Here is an 18,699-nt window from a genome sequence, read left to right as displayed (position 1 = left end):
CATATTGCATAGAAAGGATGATTGTTTATGTACGGTGTCAGCAAAATCAACAGTGAGCAGAACATCATGCTCACCACCTTTCCCGGTGCGCAGTACAGCGCCCAAAGCCTGGCCGAGCATCTGGATGTGTTCGCCAAGGCAGGCATTGTGGTGGATATGATCTGCCAGAGCGCCCCGCGCGGCGCAGCGGTGGACTTCAGCTTCACCACGAGCTATGACAACTTTGCCGCTGTCATGAAGGCCCTGCCCGCTGCGGCCAAGGCCAATCCCCCGCTTGTTTCCGGCGGGTACAGCAAGATCAACCTCTTCGGTGAGGAAATGGTCACAAGCTGCGGCGTGGCCGCCCGCGCCCTGGCTGCCCTGTCCGGTGCCAATGTCGAGATCGTGCTCATCACGACCAGCGACCTGGACATTTCCCTGCTCATCCGCCAACAGGACGAGGACGCCGCCCTCGACGCACTGCACAAGGCGTTTGCGGTGTAATTTAATAGCAGAAGCAGCAACCCCGCCGGGCTTTTCTTTTGGGAATGCCCGGCGGGGTTTATTTTGTTTTGGTGATGCAAAGCTTACTATGCACTTCTGTTATCGAATTTCCGTAGAATTACACCGCCTTTTCCCCACGGCGGTAGCACTTTGCCGCCAAAAACGGCAGGAACACGGCCGCATACATCACGGCGCTGACACCCACGTCCGCCCAGTGGATGACCTGGTTGGAGATATCCGCCGTGCCTGTCCAGACGAGAATCATATTATTGTTCAAATAATGCAGCAGTATGGACACCCAAATGTTTTTGCCGCATTTTTCGTAGGCGAATGTGAAAAACACGCCAAGCGTCATACAGACAACAAGCTGCGACGCGATACTCTGCAAGGTTGTTTCCGGGCTGTAAAAGAACAGGTTCAGCGGCAGATGCCACAAGCCCCACAGCACACCCACGGCCAGCGCACCGCGCCGCGCACCGAAGCGGTTTTGCAGGGCGGGCGTCAGGTAGCAGCGCCAACCGTATTCCTCGCCAAAGAACGGCAGGAAGGACAGAAAGAAATTGGGAATCAGCGCCATCGCCATGATCCACGGTGTGGGGCTGCGCCAGTAGGCCAGGTAGTTGGCCCAGGTATCCCCGCCCTGCATTGCCACCGAGAGGAACACCATGCCGGTCTTGACTGCGAGGAAGTACACGCAGATAGCAAGTGCCGTCAAAAATTTGCCGTGCAGGCGCAAGCCGTAGGCTTCACGGCGCTCCTTTTTCTCGGTCAGCAGCAGTATCCAGCCCAGCACCGAGGCAATAATAATGGCAACGTTGGCAATGGTCAGCCACCCCGTCTGCGGCATAGCCACGGACAACACACTCATAACCAGCATCAGCACGGCGGACACGATGTGCAGACTGTAAAACCGCTTGGGCGTATCCGGTCGCCGCGCCAGCAGGAAGGCCAGCATGACACCCGCCGCCGGGTAGAACATCTGGGCGTTGGCAAAAATGCTTGTATCCTGCCCGTTCTGCAGGCAGATGTACAAAAGCGGCATCATCAGAAACGGAATTGCGTAAGCACAGAGCGCAAAGACAGTCAGCTCTTTTTTATTCGTTTTCATCGTCGTCCTCCTTGGGGTTTTCCAGTTCAGCGTGGCGCTTTTTGTAAGCCTTCATGCTGAGCTGCAGCAATGCAAAGCACAGCACCCAGGTACAGACCCCCATGATGACCGCCTGCAGCACCGCAATGCCCGTGCCAAGCGCTGCAAATTTGATAAGCCCCCACACAAACACGGCAGCACCGCCCGCAACGGACACAACGGCATTGGTTTTCGTGTTCGCCTTAAGGTGGCGGTCCCAGATACCGGCACGCAGATCACTTATGACCGAATAGGCACTCCCCAGCATAAAGATAAACCATTCTGCCGCCATCTCCCGCGGGGCAAAGCCCAGCAGACTTTCGATGATAAGCGCCGCCAGCAGCAGCACCCACAGCCCCCAGAAGCCGCGGGACTCGATCTTCAAAAGGGTCTGCTTTTGCATTTCGTCCAGATTCTCGCGCTTAAAAATTTCCCTCAGATTCATTGCTTATTCCTCCCAGAACAGCTCGTCCAATGTCTTGCCCAGCACCCTGCAGATGCTGCGGCACAGGTTGATCGTGGGGTTATACTCCCCTTTTTCAATGGCGTTGATGGTCTGGCGGGACACGCCCACCGCCGCCGCCAGATCCGCCTGCGTCATATCGCGCACGGCGCGGGCGGCCTTCAGCTTCAGGTTTTTTGCCATAGCCTTACGTTCCTTTCCTCTTGCTGTGGCTTTACTATATCATTTGCATTACATTTTGTCAAGTATATCTTACTTTTTGAAATTTATATTTTGCACACAAAACACATACTTGCGGCAAGCGGCCTGCTGTGCTATGATAGTTTTATATTATGATAAAGGAAGTTTGGCTATGAAGTACAGCTTTCCCGCTTTTGAAAATGGATTCATCCGCGCCGCCGCAGCCAGCCCCGCCCTGCGCGTGGCCGACTGCGCCTACAACGCCGACCAGATCATCGGCGTCATGCGCGAATACGCCGAGAAAAACGTCCAGCTGCTCTGCCTGCCGGAGTTTGCGCTGACCGGCTACACCTGCAGCGACCTGTTCTTGCAGGAAACGCTCCTGCGCGGGGCCGAGGACGGCCTTGCCGCGATTTTGAAAGCCAGCGAAGGGCTGAACCTCGTTGTCCTCGTCGGGCTGCCGGTACGCCACAACGGCAAGCTCTACAACTGCGCGGCGGTACTCTGCAACGGTGAACTGCTGGGCCTTGTGCCAAAAATGCACCTGCCCAACTATGGCGAGTTTTACGAGAAGCGCCACTTCATCCCCGGTATGCGTGAGCCGGAGTGCATTGAGCTGGCCGGGCAGGAAACGCTGATTGGCACGAACCTGTTGTTTGCCTGTAAGCAGATGCCCGCCTTTGTGCTGGCCGCCGAGGTGTGTGAGGATCTGTGGGCGCCCGTCCCGCCCAGCTGCGCCCATGCGCTGGCAGGGGCCACGGTGGTGGCGAATCTCTCTGCCAGTGATGAGACGGTCGGCAAAGCCGCTTACCGCCGTGAGCTGGTCTGCGGGCAGAGCGCACGGTTGCTCTGCGCCTATCTCTATGCCGACGCGGGCCACGGTGAGAGCACCACCGACATGACCTTTGCCGGGCACAATCTAATTGCCGAGAACGGCAGTCTGCTGGCCGACACCGCCCCCTTTGCGGGTGAGGACGCCGTGACCGAGCTGGACCTGGGCCGCATGGTACAGGAGCGCCAGCGCAACACGACCTTTATGCCCGAGACGGACGGCTATACCACCGTGGAGTTTGAGCTGCCGCCGGTAGAGTTTTCCCTGACGCGCCCTGTTTCCTGCACGCCGTTTGTGCCGCAGGACGCCGCCACCCGCGCCGAGCGGTGCGAGCTGATTTTGCGCATCCAGGCTGAGGGCCTTGCCAAGCGTATGGAGCACACCCACGCTAAGTGCGGCGTGTTGGGTATTTCTGGCGGGCTGGACAGCTGCCTGGCCCTGCTGGTGGCCGTGCGTGCCTGCAATGTGCTGGGCCGCGCCCCCAAAGATATCATTGCGCTGACGATGCCCTGCTTCGGCACGACGAGGCGCACCCGCTCCAACGCCGAGATTTTGTGCGAGGCTCTGGGCGTGACCTTTGGCGAGATCAACATCACCGAGACCGTCAAGAGCCATTTTGCCGACATCGACCAGCCCGCCGACAAATACGACGTCACCTTTGAAAACTGCCAGGCCCGCGTGCGCACGCTGGAACTGATGGACTATGCCAACAAAAACGGCGGCTTTGTCATCGGCACCGGCGACTTGAGCGAGCTGGCATTGGGCTGGGCCACCTACAACGGCGACCACATGAGTATGTACGGCGTCAATGCCGGCGTGCCGAAAACGCTGGTACGGCATATCGTGCAGTATGTGGCCGACACCTGTGGCAACGATACACTGCGGGACGTGCTGGTGGATATCCTGGACACGCCGGTCAGCCCCGAGTTGCTACCCACCGCCGCCGACGGCACGATTGCCCAGCAGACAGAAAAGCTCGTTGGTCCGTATGAATTACACGACTTTTACCTCTACTACGTGCTGCGCTTTGGGTTCAGCCCAACGAAGATTTACCACCTGGCCCGCACGGCCTTTGACGGCAAGTACGAGCCGGAAGTGCTGCTGGCCTGGCTGAAGAATTTCTACCGCCGTTTCTTCGCCCAACAGTTCAAGCGCAGCTGCCTACCCGACGGCCCGAAGGTCGGCTCTGTCACGCTGTCGCCCCGCGGCGACTGGCGTATGCCTAGCGACGCCTGCAACACCCTGTGGATGGCCGAGCTGGAAAAGTTGGAAGTTTGAGTGATACAAAAAAGTCCGAAACCGTTTTGCTCGGTTTCGGACATTTTTTATCTTCCTATTTTTTCGATTTCCGCGTTCAGCGCGTCGTAGGTGTAAAGCGTATTGAGAATTTGCAGCAGCTCTTTTTTGCTCAGGCGCGGCGGCAATCCAAGACGACGCAGTAAGACGCGGCGGTTGTCGGCGCTGTTGGCCGTGCCGGAAATGCCCCACTCGTACAGGTCGGTATACGCTATGGGCCGCAGCTGTGCGGTTTTCTGCTGACAAGTAGTTTTGCTTGCCAGCGCTGTTTCCAGCCCCTGCAAAATCAAATCATTGTTCACGCCCTCGACACCCAGCAGACCTTCCTTGCCGGGTTCTGCCTTGCGGGATTCCTTACCGGGGATGGCGGGCACATAGGCTTGCAGCACATTTTCCGCTCCCACTAACCCTGTGACGAAGTGACGTATCTTAAACCCCGCCGCGTCAGAGTCGGTCAAAATGATAAGTCCCTGCGCCGCGGAAATGCGTTTGAGCAGCTTTTGCAATGCGCCGTCCCTGAACACGCGGAAGCCATCGGTCGTCAAGATCGTGCCATCCACAAGATTTGCCAGCCGCGCGGCGTCATATTTTCCCTCCACCAGAAGGGCCTGTTCCAATTTCAGCATCACGCCCTCCCTGCCAGCGCCAACTCGCACAGGGCCTTCTGCATCAGCAGTTCTGCGTCCAGCTTGCTGCTTTTCAAGTCAGTGTCCAACTTTTGCAGGATGTGCAGGCAGCGTTCGAGCTGGCCACGCTTGAACCGCGAGGCCGTGCGCTCAGTGTTGTTAAGGCGGTAGTTCCAGTTGCCCTTGTAGCCGAAATCTTTTGCCACATCGGCCAGACTGCGGCGGCTGCGGCGGCCCAGCAACACACGGTACAAATCGAGATAGTTTGCGATGAGTGCGCCCGTGATCATGATGGGGTCATTTTGCAGCGCCAGCAGCGTTTTCATTTTTTGCTGGGCCTTGTCGGCCTGGCCGCCGGTCAGCAACTTGACCATGTCAAAGGTATCTGCGTCCAGCGTCACGGTGCCAATCTCGCTCACCATCTGCGGCGTGATAGTGCCGTAGTTTGCCAGCGCAGCCAGTTTTTCCACCTCGTTTTTCAAAAGGAACTGATCGTCGCCGCAGCGGGTCAGCAGGGCGTTTTCTGCCCCCGGCGCAAAGACCGCGCCACTCTCCTTCGCCCAGTCCCGGGCCATAGCCTGCAAGGCCACACCTGTGGGCTTGTTAATCTGCACGCAGTAGCCGAGCTTTTCACAGCAGCTGATGAGCTTTTGCTCCCGCTTGCCGGGGCGCAGCTTGCCGTAGCTTTCCTCGACGACGCTCGTCATCACAAAGATGGCGTTCTCGGTGTCAGACAGCGTATCGCAAAGCTCCTGTAAATCCTTGTCCGAGTAGGTCGAGGGACGCACCAGCGGCATCAGCACCAGACGCCGCCCGCCGAAAAAGGAGATCGTACCGGCAGCCAGCACGATTTCCTCCACAGCGGGTGTCGGTCCGTCCAACACGGTGGTTTCGGGGTCATCCTGGTTCAGGAATTTCAGCGCCTTTTGCGCGGCGTTGTGGACGAGTGCTTCGTCCGATGCGTAAAAATAGTACAGTCCGCAGCCCGCTTTCAGACGCTTATTGAGTTCATTTTCACTGTACAGCAACGGTCTGTGCCTCCTCCCAAAGTATGCTGCGGCCGGGGCGCAGGGTCAAGCCCGGCTCCTCTTCGCCATAGCGCAGTGTGCAGTTTTCGGCTTTGTCCAGCCATTTCGGCGCGGTGCTGGTGTACAAAACGGTGTCCGGCTGCACGGCGTCCGGCCAACTGCCCGGTGCGCAGAGCACATCCACCCGCACAGGCTCCGCCAGCTGGATATTACCCGCACCCACGGCGATATGCCGCCCGCCCACCTCCAGCACGGCGAGGCTGGCACTTTTATTATGATACAGGTCCAGCGCCAATCCGTCAAGCACCGGGCGTGTTGCAAAGTCGGGCTGTTCCTGCATCGTCACGACCTCGGCGGCGGCGAAGTCCAACTCGGTGGGCTTGGCCCGTAGGTCAACAAGCAGGGCCGGTTCGCCCCGGCTGCGCCCGGCAAGGTAGTTTTTCACGGCGGCCAGGTTGCTCTCCCCGCCGCGGAAAAACACCACCGCCTTTCCATTCTGCACACAGACCACGCAGGGGTTGTTGACCGCACCCACGAGAGCCAGCTGCACAACGTCCCTTTGCATACACAGTCCCATGCCCACAGCCAGCACCGCGCAGGCGGCCACTGCGGGCAGGCAGGCCCGCAGCTTTTTAGCATGCCAGTAGGCAGCCGCCAGCATACCCAGCACCGCCAGCACAAACAGCGTGTACCGCTGCGGCAGGCAAACCGACGCGAACGGCAGCGCGGCACAGCGCTCTACCAACCAGAGCAGTAGTTTAAGCCACAGACTTAGCAGCAGCGCGGTCAAGTTCGTAAACGGCAGCAAAAACGGTACAGCGCTGACTGCCAACAACAGGATACCCATTTGCAGCGCGGGCTGCAGCATCCAGACGACCAGTACGTTGCAGACAAGCCCCGCCAGGCTGGCAGCCATGCCGTGGGCTACCAGCACCGGCAATGTGGCAAGGCTGGCAAGCGCGGCGCTCTGCACCGGCTCTGCCAGGCGGCAAAGCAGCCTGACTGCGGCGGGCTTGTCCTCCGCTGCCCGCTCCTCGGCGCGGGTCAGCGCGGCGGCTGCCTGTACGCCCAGCACGGCGCAGAAGGACAGCTGAAAGCCGATATCGCAGGGCGCGTAGGCGTTTTGCAGGCCCATCAAGATAGCCGCAAAGCCGGTTGCCGTCAGCAGGTCGAACGGCAGCAGCAGGAAGTCCCCCGCCAGCGCCACCGCAAACACCAGCCCTGCTCGCAGCACCGAGACAGGCACCCCGGTCAGCAGCACATAGAACAGCGCCACCGCGCCGCGCAGGATGATGAGCGGCTTGTAAAATTTCCACCTGCGGCCAAAGCTAAACAGCCCGCAGAGCAGCGCCAGGTGCAGCCCCGATACCGCCAGCAGGTGCGACACCCCCGCTGTGCGGAAGGCCTGCTGTACGGCATCGTCCAAGCGGCTTTTGTCTGCCAGCAGCATGGCGGTTTCCATGCCGTCCAGCTGCCGGGGCAGCCAGCGGCGCAGGACAGCGCTCCACCGCTGGCGCAGCCGGTACAGCGCAAAGCGCGGCGCACGGCTTGCCGCAAGGGGCTGGTAGCTGCCCAGGTATTCCGCCTGCAAATAGACGCCCTTGCTGTTGCGGCTCAGGCGGTATTTGTTGTCGGGCAGTTCGGCCAGGGCAAACTGCGCCGTGAACCGCTCCCCTGCATTCTCCCCGGGGAACGACGAACACTGTACCCGGACATTGGCGGGCCTGCCGTCGATCTCAGTCAGCCGCAGCGTGCCGCGCAGTCTGCTCTCGCTGTACGAGGCATCGGCATCTGTCTCAACGACCGCCGTGCAGGTCACAGTCTGCCCGGCCAGCGCCCTGGCGGGCCGCACCCAGACAAGGGAGAACATCAAAAACCACGCCAGGCCACACACCGCCCCCAGCAGGGGGATCCCATGATCTCTGCGCCTTTTCCTGCTGAAAAAGGCCAGCCATACCAAAAATGCCGCCGCGGGCACACAGACCAGCGGCGGCAGAATGGCCGCAGCAAGCTCAGCCCCGGCAAAACCGAGACCGAACCAACCGAGCTTTCGTTTCATTGCTTAGTGCAGGAAGAGCGGCAGCGGCTCTAGGAAGAAGATGTCGGTGCGCTTGGCAGCATCGCCCTCGGCGAGTGCTGCACAGCAGCCGACGACGGTGCCGGTGCTCTTGGCGGCCAGCGTCTCCAACGCGTGCAGAGAGCCGCCGGTGGAGATAACGTCATCCACGATCAGGATGCGCTTGCCGTCCATATACTCGATATCCTTCTTATCGATGACCAACATCTGCTTGCCGGCGGTGGTGATGGACTGATCCTCGATAATGACGGGCTCGCGCATATACAGCTTCGGGCCTTTGCGGGCAGGAATCCAATATTTGCCGCTTTGACGTGCCATTTCGTAGGCCAGTGGGATGCCCTTTGCCTCGGCGGTCAGGATAACGTCAAACTCAGGGGCCTTTTTCAGCAGGGCTGCGGCGCAGGCCTCGGTCAATTCAACATCGCTGAACATGATGAAGGCAGCAATGTCCATGTGGTCATTGACCTTGCAGATGGGCAGTTCGCGGGTCAGGCCTGCAATATGCAGTGTATAGGTATCTGCCATGTTGGTTTACCTCTCTTTATAATTTCACGAGTGTGCTTACAGCGCTCGGCATCAGCCCGGAGGCCATGCAAGGCTGCGCTTTGCCAGCACATGGAAGTGCAGGTGCTTCACGCTCTGGCCGCCGTCGGTGCCCACGTTGGTGACAACGCGGTAGCCGCTCTCATCGACGCCCAGCTTTTTGCACAGCTGCGCAATAACGGCGTAGATGTGGCCCAGCAGCGCGGCGTCATCCTCGGTCAGGGCTGCGGCAGACGCGATGTGCTGCTTGGGGATAACCAGGAAATGCACTGGAGCCTGCGGGTCAATGTCGTAGAACGCCAGCAGTTTGTCATCCTCGTACAGCTTGTTCGAGGGGATATCGCCCGCGGCGATCTTGCAGAACAGGCAATCCTCCATTCGGAATCCCTCCTTTGCTGTGGATTTTATCGTGGAAAATTACTGATTCATTTCAGCCTTGACGATCTCGGGCACAGCGTTCAGCGCGTCGTCGATCTTGCTGGTATCGCGGATACCGGCCATGGCGAAGTCGGGCTTGCCGCCGCCGTTGCCGCCTGCGATGGCAGCGATTTTCTTGACGAGGGCACCGGCTTTTAGACCGCGGGCCAGGGCGTTTTTGGAGACGCCGACGGCCATCATCGTCTTGCTGCCGTCGCTGCCAATGAGAACCGTAACAGCATTGGGGGCCTTGTCGCGGACCTTATCGACCATATCGCGCAAGGTGTCAGCACCGGTGCCGGTCAGGTAAGCGGAGACGATGCGCACACCGTCGATGTCGGCGGCATTCTCAAACAGACCATCGATCTTGGCAGAGGCCATCTGGGCCTTGAGGATTTCCAGCTGCTTGGCCGTCTCTTTCAACTCGGCAGCCAGGGCCTCGGCGCGGGCCGGGGCGTCCTTCAGGTTGTTGGCCTTCAGGGCAACAGCGGTCTTGGCCAGCGTCTCGGTGCGGTCATCCAGCAGGTCCAGCACGCCGAAGGCAGTAGTGGCCTCAATGCGGCGGATACCGGCGGCCACGCTGGACTCGCTCAAAATCTTGAAGCAGCCAATTTGTGCGGTGTTGGTCACATGGGTGCCGCCGCAGAACTCGGTGCTCCAGCCGCCAGCGTCGACAACGCGGACAACGCTGCCGTACTTCTCGCCGAACAGCGCCATAGCACCCATCTTCTTGGCTTCCTCGATGGGCAGGTTCTTGACGGTGACAGGCAGAGCCTCGTAAATCTTCTCGTTGACACGGCGCTCGACCTCAGCCAGTTCAGCCGGAGAAACCGCGCTGAAATGCGTGAAGTCAAAGTGAGTGATGCGGTCGTCCTGGTAGCTGCCGGCCTGGTGGACATGCTCGCCCAGAACCTCGCGCAGGGCCTTCTGCAGCAGGTGGGTGGCGGTGTGATTGCGGCAGATGGCGGCGCGGCGCTTTTCATCGACAGAGGCCGTGACCTCGTCACCCCCATGGATGGTGCCGTCCAGCAGCTCACAGGTGTGGACGAAGTAGCCCTTCGGGGTCTTTTTAACCTGGGTGACTTTCAGCTTGGCGTCTCCGCTGACCAGATAGCCATGGTCAGCGACCTGGCCGCCCATCTCGGCGTAGAACGGCGTGCGGTCCAGAACGACCAGAACGCCGTCCTTGGCCTCGCCTGCCTCGTCGGTGGCGATGGCGTCAACCAGTTCCTCACCGTCGGACAGGGCCAGGACCTTGGCCTTCTCGCTCAAGGTCTCGTAGCCGTCAAACTGGGTGGCATCGGCGGTCAGCTCGCCGAACAGGTCAGCGCTCCAACCGGAGATATCCTTTGCCAGACGCTCGGCGCGGGCGCGCTCACGCTGCTTGGTCATTTCGATGTGGAACGCAGCCTCGTCGACGGCCAGGCCTGCCTCGGCGGCGATCTCGCGGGTCAGATCAAGCGGGAAACCGAAGGTATCGTTCAGCTTGAATGCCTCAACGCCGGACAAAACCTTCTCGTGGGTTTCCTTCAGGCGGCCCATCATGCCGGTCAAGATGTTCAGTCCAGCATCGATGGTGCGGCCAAAGCGCAGTTCCTCGGTGCCGATGACCTTTTTGATATAGGACTCATGCTCACGCAGCTCGGGATAACCCGCTTCGCTGGACTCGATGACAGTGTCAACCAGCTCGGTCAGGAAGGGGCGGTTGATGCCCAGCATACGGCCGTGGCGGGCAGCGCGGCGCAGCAGACGGCGCATGACGTAGCCGCGGCCCTCGTTGGAGGGCAGGATGCCGTCGGAGGCCATAAAGACGGTAGCACGGATGTGGTCGGTGATAACGCGGATGGAGATATCGTCCTTCTCGTTCTCGCCGTACTTCTTGCCGGCAATACGCTCGACATGGTTCAGAACAGCGGCGACGGTGTCGACCTCGAACAAGTTGTTCACGTCCTGCATGACGACGGCCAGACGCTCCAGGCCCATGCCGGTATCGATGTTGGGCTTAGCCAGCAGTTCATAGTTGCCCTTGCCGTCGGCGTCATACTGGCTGAACACGAGATTCCAGATCTCCATGAAACGGTCGCAGTCGCAGCCGACACCGCAGGTGGGCTTGCCGCAGCCATATTTCAGGCCGCGGTCGTAGTAGATTTCAGAGCAGGGGCCGCAGGGGCCGGAGCCGTGCTCCCAGAAGTTATCCTCTTTGCCCAGGCGGACCATGTGATCTTCGGGGATGCCGACTTCCTTCGTCCAGATATCGTAGGCCTCGTCGTCGTCCTGGTAGACGGAGATATACAGGCGGTCAGCGGGGATTTCCAGTTCCTTGGTCAGGAACTCCCAAGCCCAGGGAATGACTTCCTTTTTGAAGTAATCCTGGAAGCTGAAGTTGCCCAGCATCTCAAAGAAGCAGCCGTGGCGGGCCGTGATGCCGACGCGCTCAATATCCGGGGTACGGATGCACTTCTGGCAGGTGGTCACGCGGTGGCGCGGAGGCTCCTCCTGGCCGAGGAACCATTTTTTCATGGGGGCCATGCCGCTGTTGATCAGCAGCAGGCTGGGGTCATCTTTCGGCACCAGCGGGAAGCTGCCCAGGCGCAGGTGGCCCTTCGTCTCAAAATAATGCAGGTACTTCTCGCGAAGTTCGTTCAATCCGGTCCATTGCATAGGTTGTGTTCTCCAATCCATAAAATTGCGAATAAGTGCCGCCACAAAAAAATACAGCCCACGCCCCAATACAGGGACGAAGGCTGTTATGCTTCCGTGGTACCACCCGGTTTGCGGCGCCATGCTGTAAAGCATTGGCACCACCGCTTTGTGTCTGCGTTAACGCCGCAGGTACGCTCGGCTCTACGCCGAAAGCTCCGGGGTGGCTCTGCCGTGTTCACGCTGAAAGCCTTACACCAAGCGGCTTTCTCTCTGAAAAGCGGAGGGGCGGCATTGGCCCTTTCATCGCTATTTTCCTTTTTACAGGCTTATTATATGCCGTTTTTGTCCTCTTGTCAACCGCTTTTTTCCGCATAAAAGCGCCCAGATGCGCAAAACCTAACACGGAGAGGAGTGTTTTTATGGCAGATGTTTTTGTAGAGATCCGGCAGGTCGTGCTGACAAGCCTGCTGTCCCTGGTGGTAATGTTCGTTTTCACCCGAATCGGCGGCAAGCGGCAGATCGCACAGATGAGCCCCTTTGACTATTTAAATGCCGTCACCGTAGGTTCTATCGGGGCCGAACTGGCGACGGACTTAGAGCAGTGGTGGCGTCCCCTGTCGGCGCTTATCATCTATATCCTTGCCACCTGGCTTGTACACTATACTGCCTGCAAAAGTAACGCCATGCGCAGCTTTTGGAGCGGGCGCAGCCTGATCCTGATGGACGGCGGCGTGATATCAAAAACAGCCTTGCAGCGGGCCGCTATTGATGTAAATGAGTTTTTGGGCCAGGCCCGGATAGCCGGGTACTTTGACCCGAACGAAATTGAAACAGCCATTTTGGAGACAAGCGGGCAAATCAGCTTTCTGCCCAAAAGTCTCAACCGCCCGCTGACGCCCGAGGACATGCAGCTGCATCCCGACGCCGCCAGCATCTGGTATGATTTAATTATCGACGGTCAGCTCATGCAGGACAATTTAAAGGCTGCAGGCCGGGATGAACGCTGGCTGGATGCCCAGCTCCACACCCAGGGCATCGGCCAACGCAGCGAGGTATTCTACGCTGCCTGTGATAAGGCTGATGGATTTTTCGTCTGTCGGGTAAAATAAAAAGAAAACCCGCCTGACAGAAACTCTATCAGGCGGGTTTGTGGTGGAGAATACCGGGATCGAACCGGTGACCTCTTGCATGCCATGCAAGCGCTCTCCCAGCTGAGCTAATCCCCCACAGCTGGCGTCGTCTGGGATGTTTGCTCCTGACGACGTGTGTTATTATAGCAAAGCTGTTCGCAAATGTCAACAGGTTTTTGCAAAAAAACTTATAAAATATTTTATAGAAAAGGGCCGCCCCCAAATGGGATGCGGCCCTTGCAAGCATCAGATAGAAATAGCCTTGGCAATCTCGATCATGTCGCGGTCGATGGTCTTGTGCATGGACAGCGCAACGTTGACATCGTAATCGACGATCTTGTCGCCAGAGACAGCCACAACGCGGTTGTAAATGCCCTTGTCCAGCAGGTCGATGGCGTGGTAGCCCATCAGAGAGGCATTCACACGGTCGCGCACCGTGGGAGAACCGCCGCGCTGGATGTGGCCCAGAACGGTGGCACGAGAGTCAACGCCGGTAGCCGCCTGAATCTGATTGGCCAGCTCCTGGGCACCGACAACACCCTCGGACACGATGATGATGAAGTGCTTCTTGCCAGTGACCTGGGTCTGGCGCATACGGTCGAGGATGTCACGCTCAAAGTCGAACGGGATCTCCGGCAGCAAAACGGCAACCGCACCGGTGGCGATGCCAACGTTCAGTGCAATATAACCAGCGTGGTGGCCCATGACCTCAACGACCGAGCAGCGGTCATGACTCTGGGTGGTGTCGCGCAGCTTATCGATGGCCTCGACAGCGGTGTTCATGGCCGTGTCGTAGCCGATGGTATACTCACTGCAGGCGATATCGTTGTCGATGGTGCCGGGCAGACCGATACAGGGAATGCCCTGGTTTGCCAGCGCACGGGCACCCATGAAGGAGCCGTCGCCGCCGATGACGACCAGCGCGTCAATGCCCAGTTCCTTACAGCGGGCAAGGCCCTTGGCCTGGCCTTCCTTCGTCTTGAACTCCAGGCAGCGTGCGGTATACAGAATCGTGCCGCCGCGGTGGATGATCTCAGACACGCTGCGGACGTTCATTTCATACACTTCGCCATTGATCAGGCCGTTGTAACCACGCTGAATGCCCATCATGCGGTAGCCCTTGCTGATACCTGCACGGACGATTGCACGGACAGCGGCGTTCATGCCAGGTGCGTCACCGCCGCTGGTGAGAACACCGATCGTTTTGATTTCCTTAGCCATAAAGCGAGCCCCTCCTATTTCGGGAACTATGGACCCGCCTGAAATGTACGATGTATTCAGGCGCGGTCATCACGTTACAATAAATTTTTAACAATCTCGTGACCATCCACATTATACCACACTTTGGCCTTGGTAATTATGGACAAATCGCGCAAAACGCATGGATTTATTTTGCAGACTGTTCGATATCCTGAACTTTTACACAATTTTTGCCCAAAATCCGCTCCAATTCTGTACGCAGCAGTGGGTCGTCCTTGATTGCCATGTGCCGGGCCAGCACCGCTTTCCCGGTGTCCAGGAAGCGGAAGTATACCTTGACTGTGCCGCCGTCAAAGATGTTGCACAAAAGATTTTCAACCTTGTGCATTTCCGGACAGTCCCGAGCAGGCACGGTCAGGAAATACCCGGCGGCCCCTCCCCCGCTGGTCTCGCGTTTGACACGTTCGACACGGTTCATGCCAAAGTTTTTGTTCGGGTCATAACTGTCAATGGGCTGCACGCCCTCGACCAGCAACCGGGCGGCCTCGTCCTCCTTGACGGAGACGCGGCCATTGGCGACGACGACGGCGTTTTCCTGCAAGGCTGCGCGGCACTCTGCCAGGATGCGCGGGAAAACGATCATCTCCATGCTGCCGGTCAGATCCTCGACGGTGGTAAAGGCCATCAGGGTGTTGGACTTTGTCGTCATGATTTTGTTCTTGACGATGGTACAGACAAAGGTGACAGTCTGGTTGTCAAACTGCTTGGCGTCCTCCCCCAGCAGCTGGGCGATGGTGCAGGTAGCTATCTGCGCGATCTGGGCGCGGTAGGCGTCCAGCGGATGACCGGACAGGTAGAGGCCGGACACCTCTTTTTCCATTTTCAGCAGTTCGCCAGCCGAATATTCCGGCAGGTTCGGGATTTTATAATCGTCGGCAGGCTTGTCGTCGCTGCCGCCGCCCATCAGGCCAAAAAGATCCATCTGACCGTCCAGGTTCTGGCGGGCATCGTTCTCGACGCTCTTCAAGATGCCCTCGACGCTTTCCAGCATACCGTGGCGGGTAGCACCGAGGTTGTCGAATGCACCGGCCTTGACGAGGTTTTCCAGCGCGCGGCGGTTGAGGCCGCCGCCCCGCAAGCGCTTACAGAAATCGTACAGACTGCGGTAAGGCTGGTGGGTGCGTTCCTTAATGACGGCGTCAATTACGTCGCGCCCCACGCTCTTGACGGCGTTCAGGCCGAAGCGGATAAGGCCGCCATCCGCCGTAAAGCCGCCGCGGGAGATATTGATATCCGGCTGCTGGACCTTGATGCCCAGACGCTGGCACTCGGTCGTATATTCAATAACTTTTGACGTATTATCGAGCACACTGGTCAGGAGTGCCGCCATAAATTCATGCGGATAGTGGCACTTTAAATACGCCGTCTGGAATGCCACGTAGGCATAGCAAGCGGCATGGGATTTGTTGAACGCATACGACGCAAAGCTGATCATATCGTCGTAAATCTCGTTGGCAACGTTCTCGGGCACGCCGTTGGCCACGCAGCCCGCACACTCCTTTCCCGGTTCCTTGCAGCCGTGGACAAAGTGCTCGCGTTCAGCCTCCATGACCTTGAGCTTTTTCTTACTCATTGCGCGGCGGACATTGTCAGCCTGACCGAAGCTGAACCCGGCCAACTCGCGGCAGATCTGCATAACCTGTTCCTGGTAGATGACAACGCCGTTGGTAACGTCAACGATATGCGCCATCTGCGGCGTTTTGTAGGTCACTTGGGAAGGGTCCTTGCGGTTGCGCAGGTAGGTCGGAATGGAATCCATCGGGCCGGGGCGGTAGAGCGAAATCAAGGCAATGATATCTTCCAGGTTCTTTGGCCGCATGCTGACAAGCACCTGGGTCATGCCGGTAGATTCAAGCTGGAAGATGCCCTCCGTCTCACCTTTTGCCAGCATGGCGTAGGTGTCGGGGTCGTCGTAATCGAGGTTTGCAATACGGAAATCCGGATCTTTGGTATGGCGCACGGCCATCTCGGTATCATGGATGACGGTCAGCGTGCGCAGACCCAGAAAGTCCATTTTCAAAAGGCCCAGCCGCTCGATTTCCACCATGTTGAATTGGGTGACCGGCAAGCCGTCGTTCGTGGACAGCGGTACATACTCGGTGGCCGGGTCGCGGGTAATGACGACGCCCGCCGCGTGGGTGGATGCATGGCGCGGCATCCCCTCGACTTTCAGCGAGGTGTTGATGAGTTCATGCACCTGGCTGTCGCCGTCGTAGAGTGTTTTCAAATCGGGGCTGACTTCCAGCGCCTTTTTCAGCGTCATTTTCAGGTCGGTGGGAATGAGCTTTGCCACCCGGTCCACATCCTGGTAGCTCATGCCCATAACGCGGCCCACATCGCGCACGGCAGCGCGGGCGGCCATCGTACCAAACGTCACGATCTGGGCCACATGGTCACGGCCGTATTTCTCGTTGACATAGTCAATGACCTCCTGGCGGCGCTCGTAGCAGAAGTCGACGTCGAAGTCGGGCATTGAGACGCGCTCTGGGTTCAAAAAACGCTCGAAGATCAGGTTGTAGCGGATCGGGTCGATATCGGTGATGCCGACACAGTAGGCCGCCAGACTGCCCGCGCCGGAGCCACGTCCCGGACCGACCGGGATATCGTGGCTTTTGGCGTAGTTGATAAAGTCGTAGACAATGAGGTAGTAGTTCGTGTAGCCCATCGTCTTGACGACGTTGATCTCATAGGTCAGGCGCTCACGCAGGACATCGGTCACTTTACCGGGGTAACGGCGCTCCAGGCCCTCCCAGCAGAGCTTTTCAAAATATGCCTGGTTCTCCATGCCGTCGGGCGCTTTGAAGTACGGCAGCTTCGTCTCGCCGAAGGTAAACGCGAAGTTGCACTGCTCGGCAATTTTGTTCGTGTTCTCGCAGGCTTCGGGCACCATGGAGAAGAGGTCGTACATCTCATCGGTGGATTTCAGATAGAACTCGTCGGTCTGGAACTCCATCCGATCCACATCGTTGATGGTCTTGCCGGTCTGGATGCAAAGCAGAATGCTCTGCATCTTGGCGTCCTCTTTGGTGATATAATGGGCGTCGTTCGTTGCCGCCATCGGGATGCCGGTCTCCCGCGCCAAGCGGATGAGCTGTGGCAGCACGACCTGGTCTTCTTCAAGGCCGTGGTCCTGCAATTCGATGTAATAGTTGCCCTCGCCGAACAAGTCCCGATACCACAGCGCTGTCTGCTTGGCGCGGTCATAGTCCCCTGCCAGAATCGCGCGGGGTATCTCGCCCGCCAAGCAGGCGGACAGGCAAATCAGACCATCGTGGTGCTTTTCCAGCAGTTCCTTATCGATACGCGGCTTGGAGTAAAAACCCTCGGTAAAGCCGGCAGACACCATCTTGATAAGGTTCTTGTAGCCTGTCTCGTTTTTGCAGAGCAGAATCAGGTGGTTGTTGCCGTCGATACGGTTAACCTTATCAAAGCGGGTGCGGGTGGCTACATAGACCTCACAGCCGATGATGGGCTTGATGCCCGCCGCTTTGGCCGCATCAAAGAAAGCCACGCAGCCGTACATGACACCGTGGTCGGTGATAGCGCACGCCGTCTGCCCCATCGCTTTCAGCTGGTCAAACATCCGGTCAATGCGGCAGGCACCGTCCAACAAGCTGTACTCGGTGTGGACATGAAGGTGTGTGAATTGTCTCGGGGTCGTTTCAGGCATGGGGTGTTTCCTTTTCGTCAGGGGCCGTGTCCAGGCGGGCGGCAGCCTCCTGTATCTTCTTCATCCGGTGGGAAAGCCCGGCTTTGCTCACCGGCGGATCAAACTTCTGGGCCAGCTTTGCCAGCGGCAGGTCGGGGTACTGCATCCGCAGCTTGGCGGTGTGGCGCAGGGCCTCGGGCAGGGTGTTCATAGCTCCCGCCGCCTGCAGCTTTTCAATGGCAAGCTGCACCTGTACGGCGGCCTGGACGCTTTTGCCCAGGTTGGCTGTCTCGCAGTTGGAAAGACGGTTCGTCTTGTTGCGCATCTCGTTGTAAACACGCTGATCCATAATGCGCATGGCCGCGCCGCCCGCCCCCATAAAGGTCAGCAGATCTTCGATATGGTCGGCGGCCTTGATATAAATGGTGTTGGCCCCCTTGCGCAGGGCGCGGTGGGGATGAAAATCATGCTCGGCCAGCATGGCTTCCAGCTGTTGGGAAAGGTAATGCCGGGTTGAGAGGAATTCCAGATTGTAGCTTTTTTCAGGGTCGGTCATCGTGCCGCAGCACAAAAACGCCGTGGAGATAAATGCCTGCATACAGTTCTGGCATCTGAAATTTTCCGGACGGATGCGCAGGGTAGGCTCCTTGCCAGTGTGGCCAAACAGTGCCAGCATCCTGGCAACCTCGGCTGGGTCCTTTACGCTGAACTCATACACCGGGCCTGTGGGGCGTTCCTTGCTGATAACAGTGCCCTGCACACCGCAGCGACGGTAGAGCTTTTGGGCAAAATGGGCAACGCCCTCGTTTTCGGTCTGTAAGACAACACCGCGGTCATCAAAGTATTTGCCAAAACAGGCCACCGCATACGCGGCGGCCATGTTGCAGCAGGGTTTGCTGATTTTGCGGCGCAGTATTTCGTTTTTCACTTCTTGAGAAAAGCTCAA

The 18,699-nt window shown here is 58.5% G+C and carries 15 protein-coding genes and 1 tRNA gene; 3 read left to right on the top strand and 13 right to left on the bottom strand.

The window, feature by feature from the left end; all coding sequences use genetic code 11:
• Positions 1–27 precede the first annotated feature (27 nt).
• Entirely contained in the window at positions 28–483 is a 456-nt protein-coding gene (locus ACZO0A_RS02105) for an ACT domain-containing protein (RefSeq protein WP_291209538.1), read from the top strand.
• A gap of 118 nt (positions 484–601) precedes the next feature.
• Here ACZO0A_RS02105 and ACZO0A_RS02100 read toward each other — a convergent pair whose 3' ends face one another.
• From ACZO0A_RS02100 to ACZO0A_RS02090, 3 genes are read right to left on the bottom strand one after another with little or no spacing between them, the layout of a single operon-like run.
• The gene (locus tag ACZO0A_RS02100) at positions 602–1,591 is read right to left on the bottom strand and encodes a CPBP family intramembrane glutamic endopeptidase (protein WP_302375564.1); all 990 of its coding nucleotides are present in this window, start codon (positions 1,589–1,591) and stop codon (positions 602–604) included.
• The gene (locus ACZO0A_RS02095) at positions 1,578–2,054 is read right to left on the bottom strand and encodes a DUF6773 family protein (RefSeq protein ID WP_291230557.1); all 477 of its coding nucleotides are present in this window, start codon (positions 2,052–2,054) and stop codon (positions 1,578–1,580) included. The genes ACZO0A_RS02100 and ACZO0A_RS02095 overlap by 14 nt, the downstream gene beginning before the upstream one ends.
• A 3-nt stretch (positions 2,055–2,057) precedes the next feature.
• Positions 2,058–2,255: a helix-turn-helix transcriptional regulator gene (locus ACZO0A_RS02090; protein ID WP_291230559.1), complete on the bottom strand. Its 198-nt coding sequence runs from the start codon at positions 2,253–2,255 to the stop codon at positions 2,058–2,060.
• A 169-nt stretch (positions 2,256–2,424) separates the two neighbouring features.
• Between ACZO0A_RS02090 and ACZO0A_RS02085 the strand changes: the two genes are divergently transcribed.
• Positions 2,425–4,362, top strand: a complete 1,938-nt coding sequence (locus ACZO0A_RS02085) for an NAD(+) synthase (protein WP_302375562.1) — start codon at positions 2,425–2,427, stop codon at positions 4,360–4,362.
• Positions 4,363–4,409: 47 nt separating this feature from the next.
• On the opposite strand, the gene ACZO0A_RS02080 is transcribed toward ACZO0A_RS02085, so the two are convergent.
• From ACZO0A_RS02080 to alaS, 6 genes are read right to left on the bottom strand one after another with little or no spacing between them, the layout of a single operon-like run.
• Positions 4,410–5,006: a ribonuclease M5 gene (locus ACZO0A_RS02080; RefSeq protein WP_302375560.1), complete on the bottom strand. Its 597-nt coding sequence runs from the start codon at positions 5,004–5,006 to the stop codon at positions 4,410–4,412.
• On the bottom strand, positions 5,006–6,034 hold the full coding sequence (holA, locus tag ACZO0A_RS02075; RefSeq protein WP_302375558.1) for a DNA polymerase III subunit delta: 1,029 nt from the start codon (positions 6,032–6,034) through the stop codon (positions 5,006–5,008). Before holA ends, ACZO0A_RS02080 begins: the two co-directional genes overlap by 1 nt.
• Positions 6,021–8,093, bottom strand: coding sequence for a ComEC/Rec2 family competence protein (locus ACZO0A_RS02070; protein WP_302375556.1), 2,073 nt, complete (start codon positions 8,091–8,093; stop codon positions 6,021–6,023). Before ACZO0A_RS02070 ends, holA begins: the two co-directional genes overlap by 14 nt.
• Positions 8,094–8,096: 3 nt before the next feature.
• Positions 8,097–8,636 (bottom strand): phosphoribosyltransferase family protein, encoded by a 540-nt coding sequence (locus tag ACZO0A_RS02065; RefSeq protein ID WP_215691942.1) that lies wholly within the window; start codon positions 8,634–8,636, stop codon positions 8,097–8,099.
• A gap of 51 nt (positions 8,637–8,687) precedes the next feature.
• A complete protein-coding gene (locus ACZO0A_RS02060) occupies positions 8,688–9,032 on the bottom strand; it encodes a histidine triad nucleotide-binding protein (protein ID WP_291209546.1) in 345 nt (114 codons plus the stop codon).
• Positions 9,033–9,071: 39 nt separating this feature from the next.
• Complete coding sequence (gene alaS / locus ACZO0A_RS02055) at positions 9,072–11,732, bottom strand: alanine--tRNA ligase (protein ID WP_215691940.1); 2,661 nt, start codon at positions 11,730–11,732, stop codon at positions 9,072–9,074.
• 401 nt (positions 11,733–12,133) lie between these two features.
• Between alaS and ACZO0A_RS02050 the strand changes: the two genes are divergently transcribed.
• Complete coding sequence (locus tag ACZO0A_RS02050) at positions 12,134–12,823, top strand: DUF421 domain-containing protein (protein WP_302375553.1); 690 nt, start codon at positions 12,134–12,136, stop codon at positions 12,821–12,823.
• A 41-nt stretch (positions 12,824–12,864) separates the two neighbouring features.
• Here the strand turns inward: ACZO0A_RS02050 and ACZO0A_RS02045 are convergent.
• From ACZO0A_RS02045 to whiA, 4 genes are all read right to left on the bottom strand, one after another.
• A tRNA-Ala gene (locus ACZO0A_RS02045) sits at positions 12,865–12,940 on the bottom strand.
• A 150-nt stretch (positions 12,941–13,090) separates the two neighbouring features.
• A complete protein-coding gene (gene pfkA / locus ACZO0A_RS02040) occupies positions 13,091–14,065 on the bottom strand; it encodes a 6-phosphofructokinase (RefSeq protein ID WP_215691938.1) in 975 nt (324 codons plus the stop codon).
• A 166-nt stretch (positions 14,066–14,231) separates the two neighbouring features.
• Positions 14,232–17,774 carry a DNA polymerase III subunit alpha gene (locus tag ACZO0A_RS02035; protein WP_302375551.1) on the bottom strand — a complete coding sequence of 1,181 codons (3,543 nt, stop codon included), beginning with the start codon at positions 17,772–17,774 and terminating at the stop codon, positions 14,232–14,234.
• On the bottom strand, positions 17,767–18,699 hold the full coding sequence (whiA, locus tag ACZO0A_RS02030; RefSeq protein ID WP_291209825.1) for a DNA-binding protein WhiA: 933 nt from the start codon (positions 18,697–18,699) through the stop codon (positions 17,767–17,769). The genes ACZO0A_RS02035 and whiA overlap by 8 nt, the downstream gene beginning before the upstream one ends.

It is taken from the genome of Gemmiger sp. (assembly GCF_057431175.1).
This window is presented reverse-complemented; position numbering and strand designations above follow the sequence as displayed.

What these genes read in the sequence shown, in the direction of transcription:
- ACZO0A_RS02105 (WP_291209538.1), top strand. Translation starts at nt 28, where the DNA reads ATGTACGGTGTCAGCAAAATCAACAGTGAGCAGAACATCATGCTCACC.
- ACZO0A_RS02100 (WP_302375564.1), bottom strand. Translation starts at nt 1,591, where the DNA reads ATGAAAACGAATAAAAAAGAGCTGACTGTCTTTGCGCTCTGTGCTTAC.
- ACZO0A_RS02095 (WP_291230557.1), bottom strand. Translation starts at nt 2,054, where the DNA reads ATGAATCTGAGGGAAATTTTTAAGCGCGAGAATCTGGACGAAATGCAA.
- ACZO0A_RS02090 (WP_291230559.1), bottom strand. Translation starts at nt 2,255, where the DNA reads ATGGCAAAAAACCTGAAGCTGAAGGCCGCCCGCGCCGTGCGCGATATG.
- ACZO0A_RS02085 (WP_302375562.1), top strand. Translation starts at nt 2,425, where the DNA reads ATGAAGTACAGCTTTCCCGCTTTTGAAAATGGATTCATCCGCGCCGCC.
- ACZO0A_RS02080 (WP_302375560.1), bottom strand. Translation starts at nt 5,006, where the DNA reads ATGCTGAAATTGGAACAGGCCCTTCTGGTGGAGGGAAAATATGACGCC.
- ACZO0A_RS02070 (WP_302375556.1), bottom strand. Translation starts at nt 8,093, where the DNA reads ATGAAACGAAAGCTCGGTTGGTTCGGTCTCGGTTTTGCCGGGGCTGAG.
- ACZO0A_RS02065 (WP_215691942.1), bottom strand. Translation starts at nt 8,636, where the DNA reads ATGGCAGATACCTATACACTGCATATTGCAGGCCTGACCCGCGAACTG.
- ACZO0A_RS02060 (WP_291209546.1), bottom strand. Translation starts at nt 9,032, where the DNA reads ATGGAGGATTGCCTGTTCTGCAAGATCGCCGCGGGCGATATCCCCTCG.
- alaS (WP_215691940.1), bottom strand. Translation starts at nt 11,732, where the DNA reads ATGCAATGGACCGGATTGAACGAACTTCGCGAGAAGTACCTGCATTAT.
- ACZO0A_RS02050 (WP_302375553.1), top strand. Translation starts at nt 12,134, where the DNA reads ATGGCAGATGTTTTTGTAGAGATCCGGCAGGTCGTGCTGACAAGCCTG.
- pfkA (WP_215691938.1), bottom strand. Translation starts at nt 14,065, where the DNA reads ATGGCTAAGGAAATCAAAACGATCGGTGTTCTCACCAGCGGCGGTGAC.
- ACZO0A_RS02035 (WP_302375551.1), bottom strand. Translation starts at nt 17,774, where the DNA reads ATGCCTGAAACGACCCCGAGACAATTCACACACCTTCATGTCCACACC.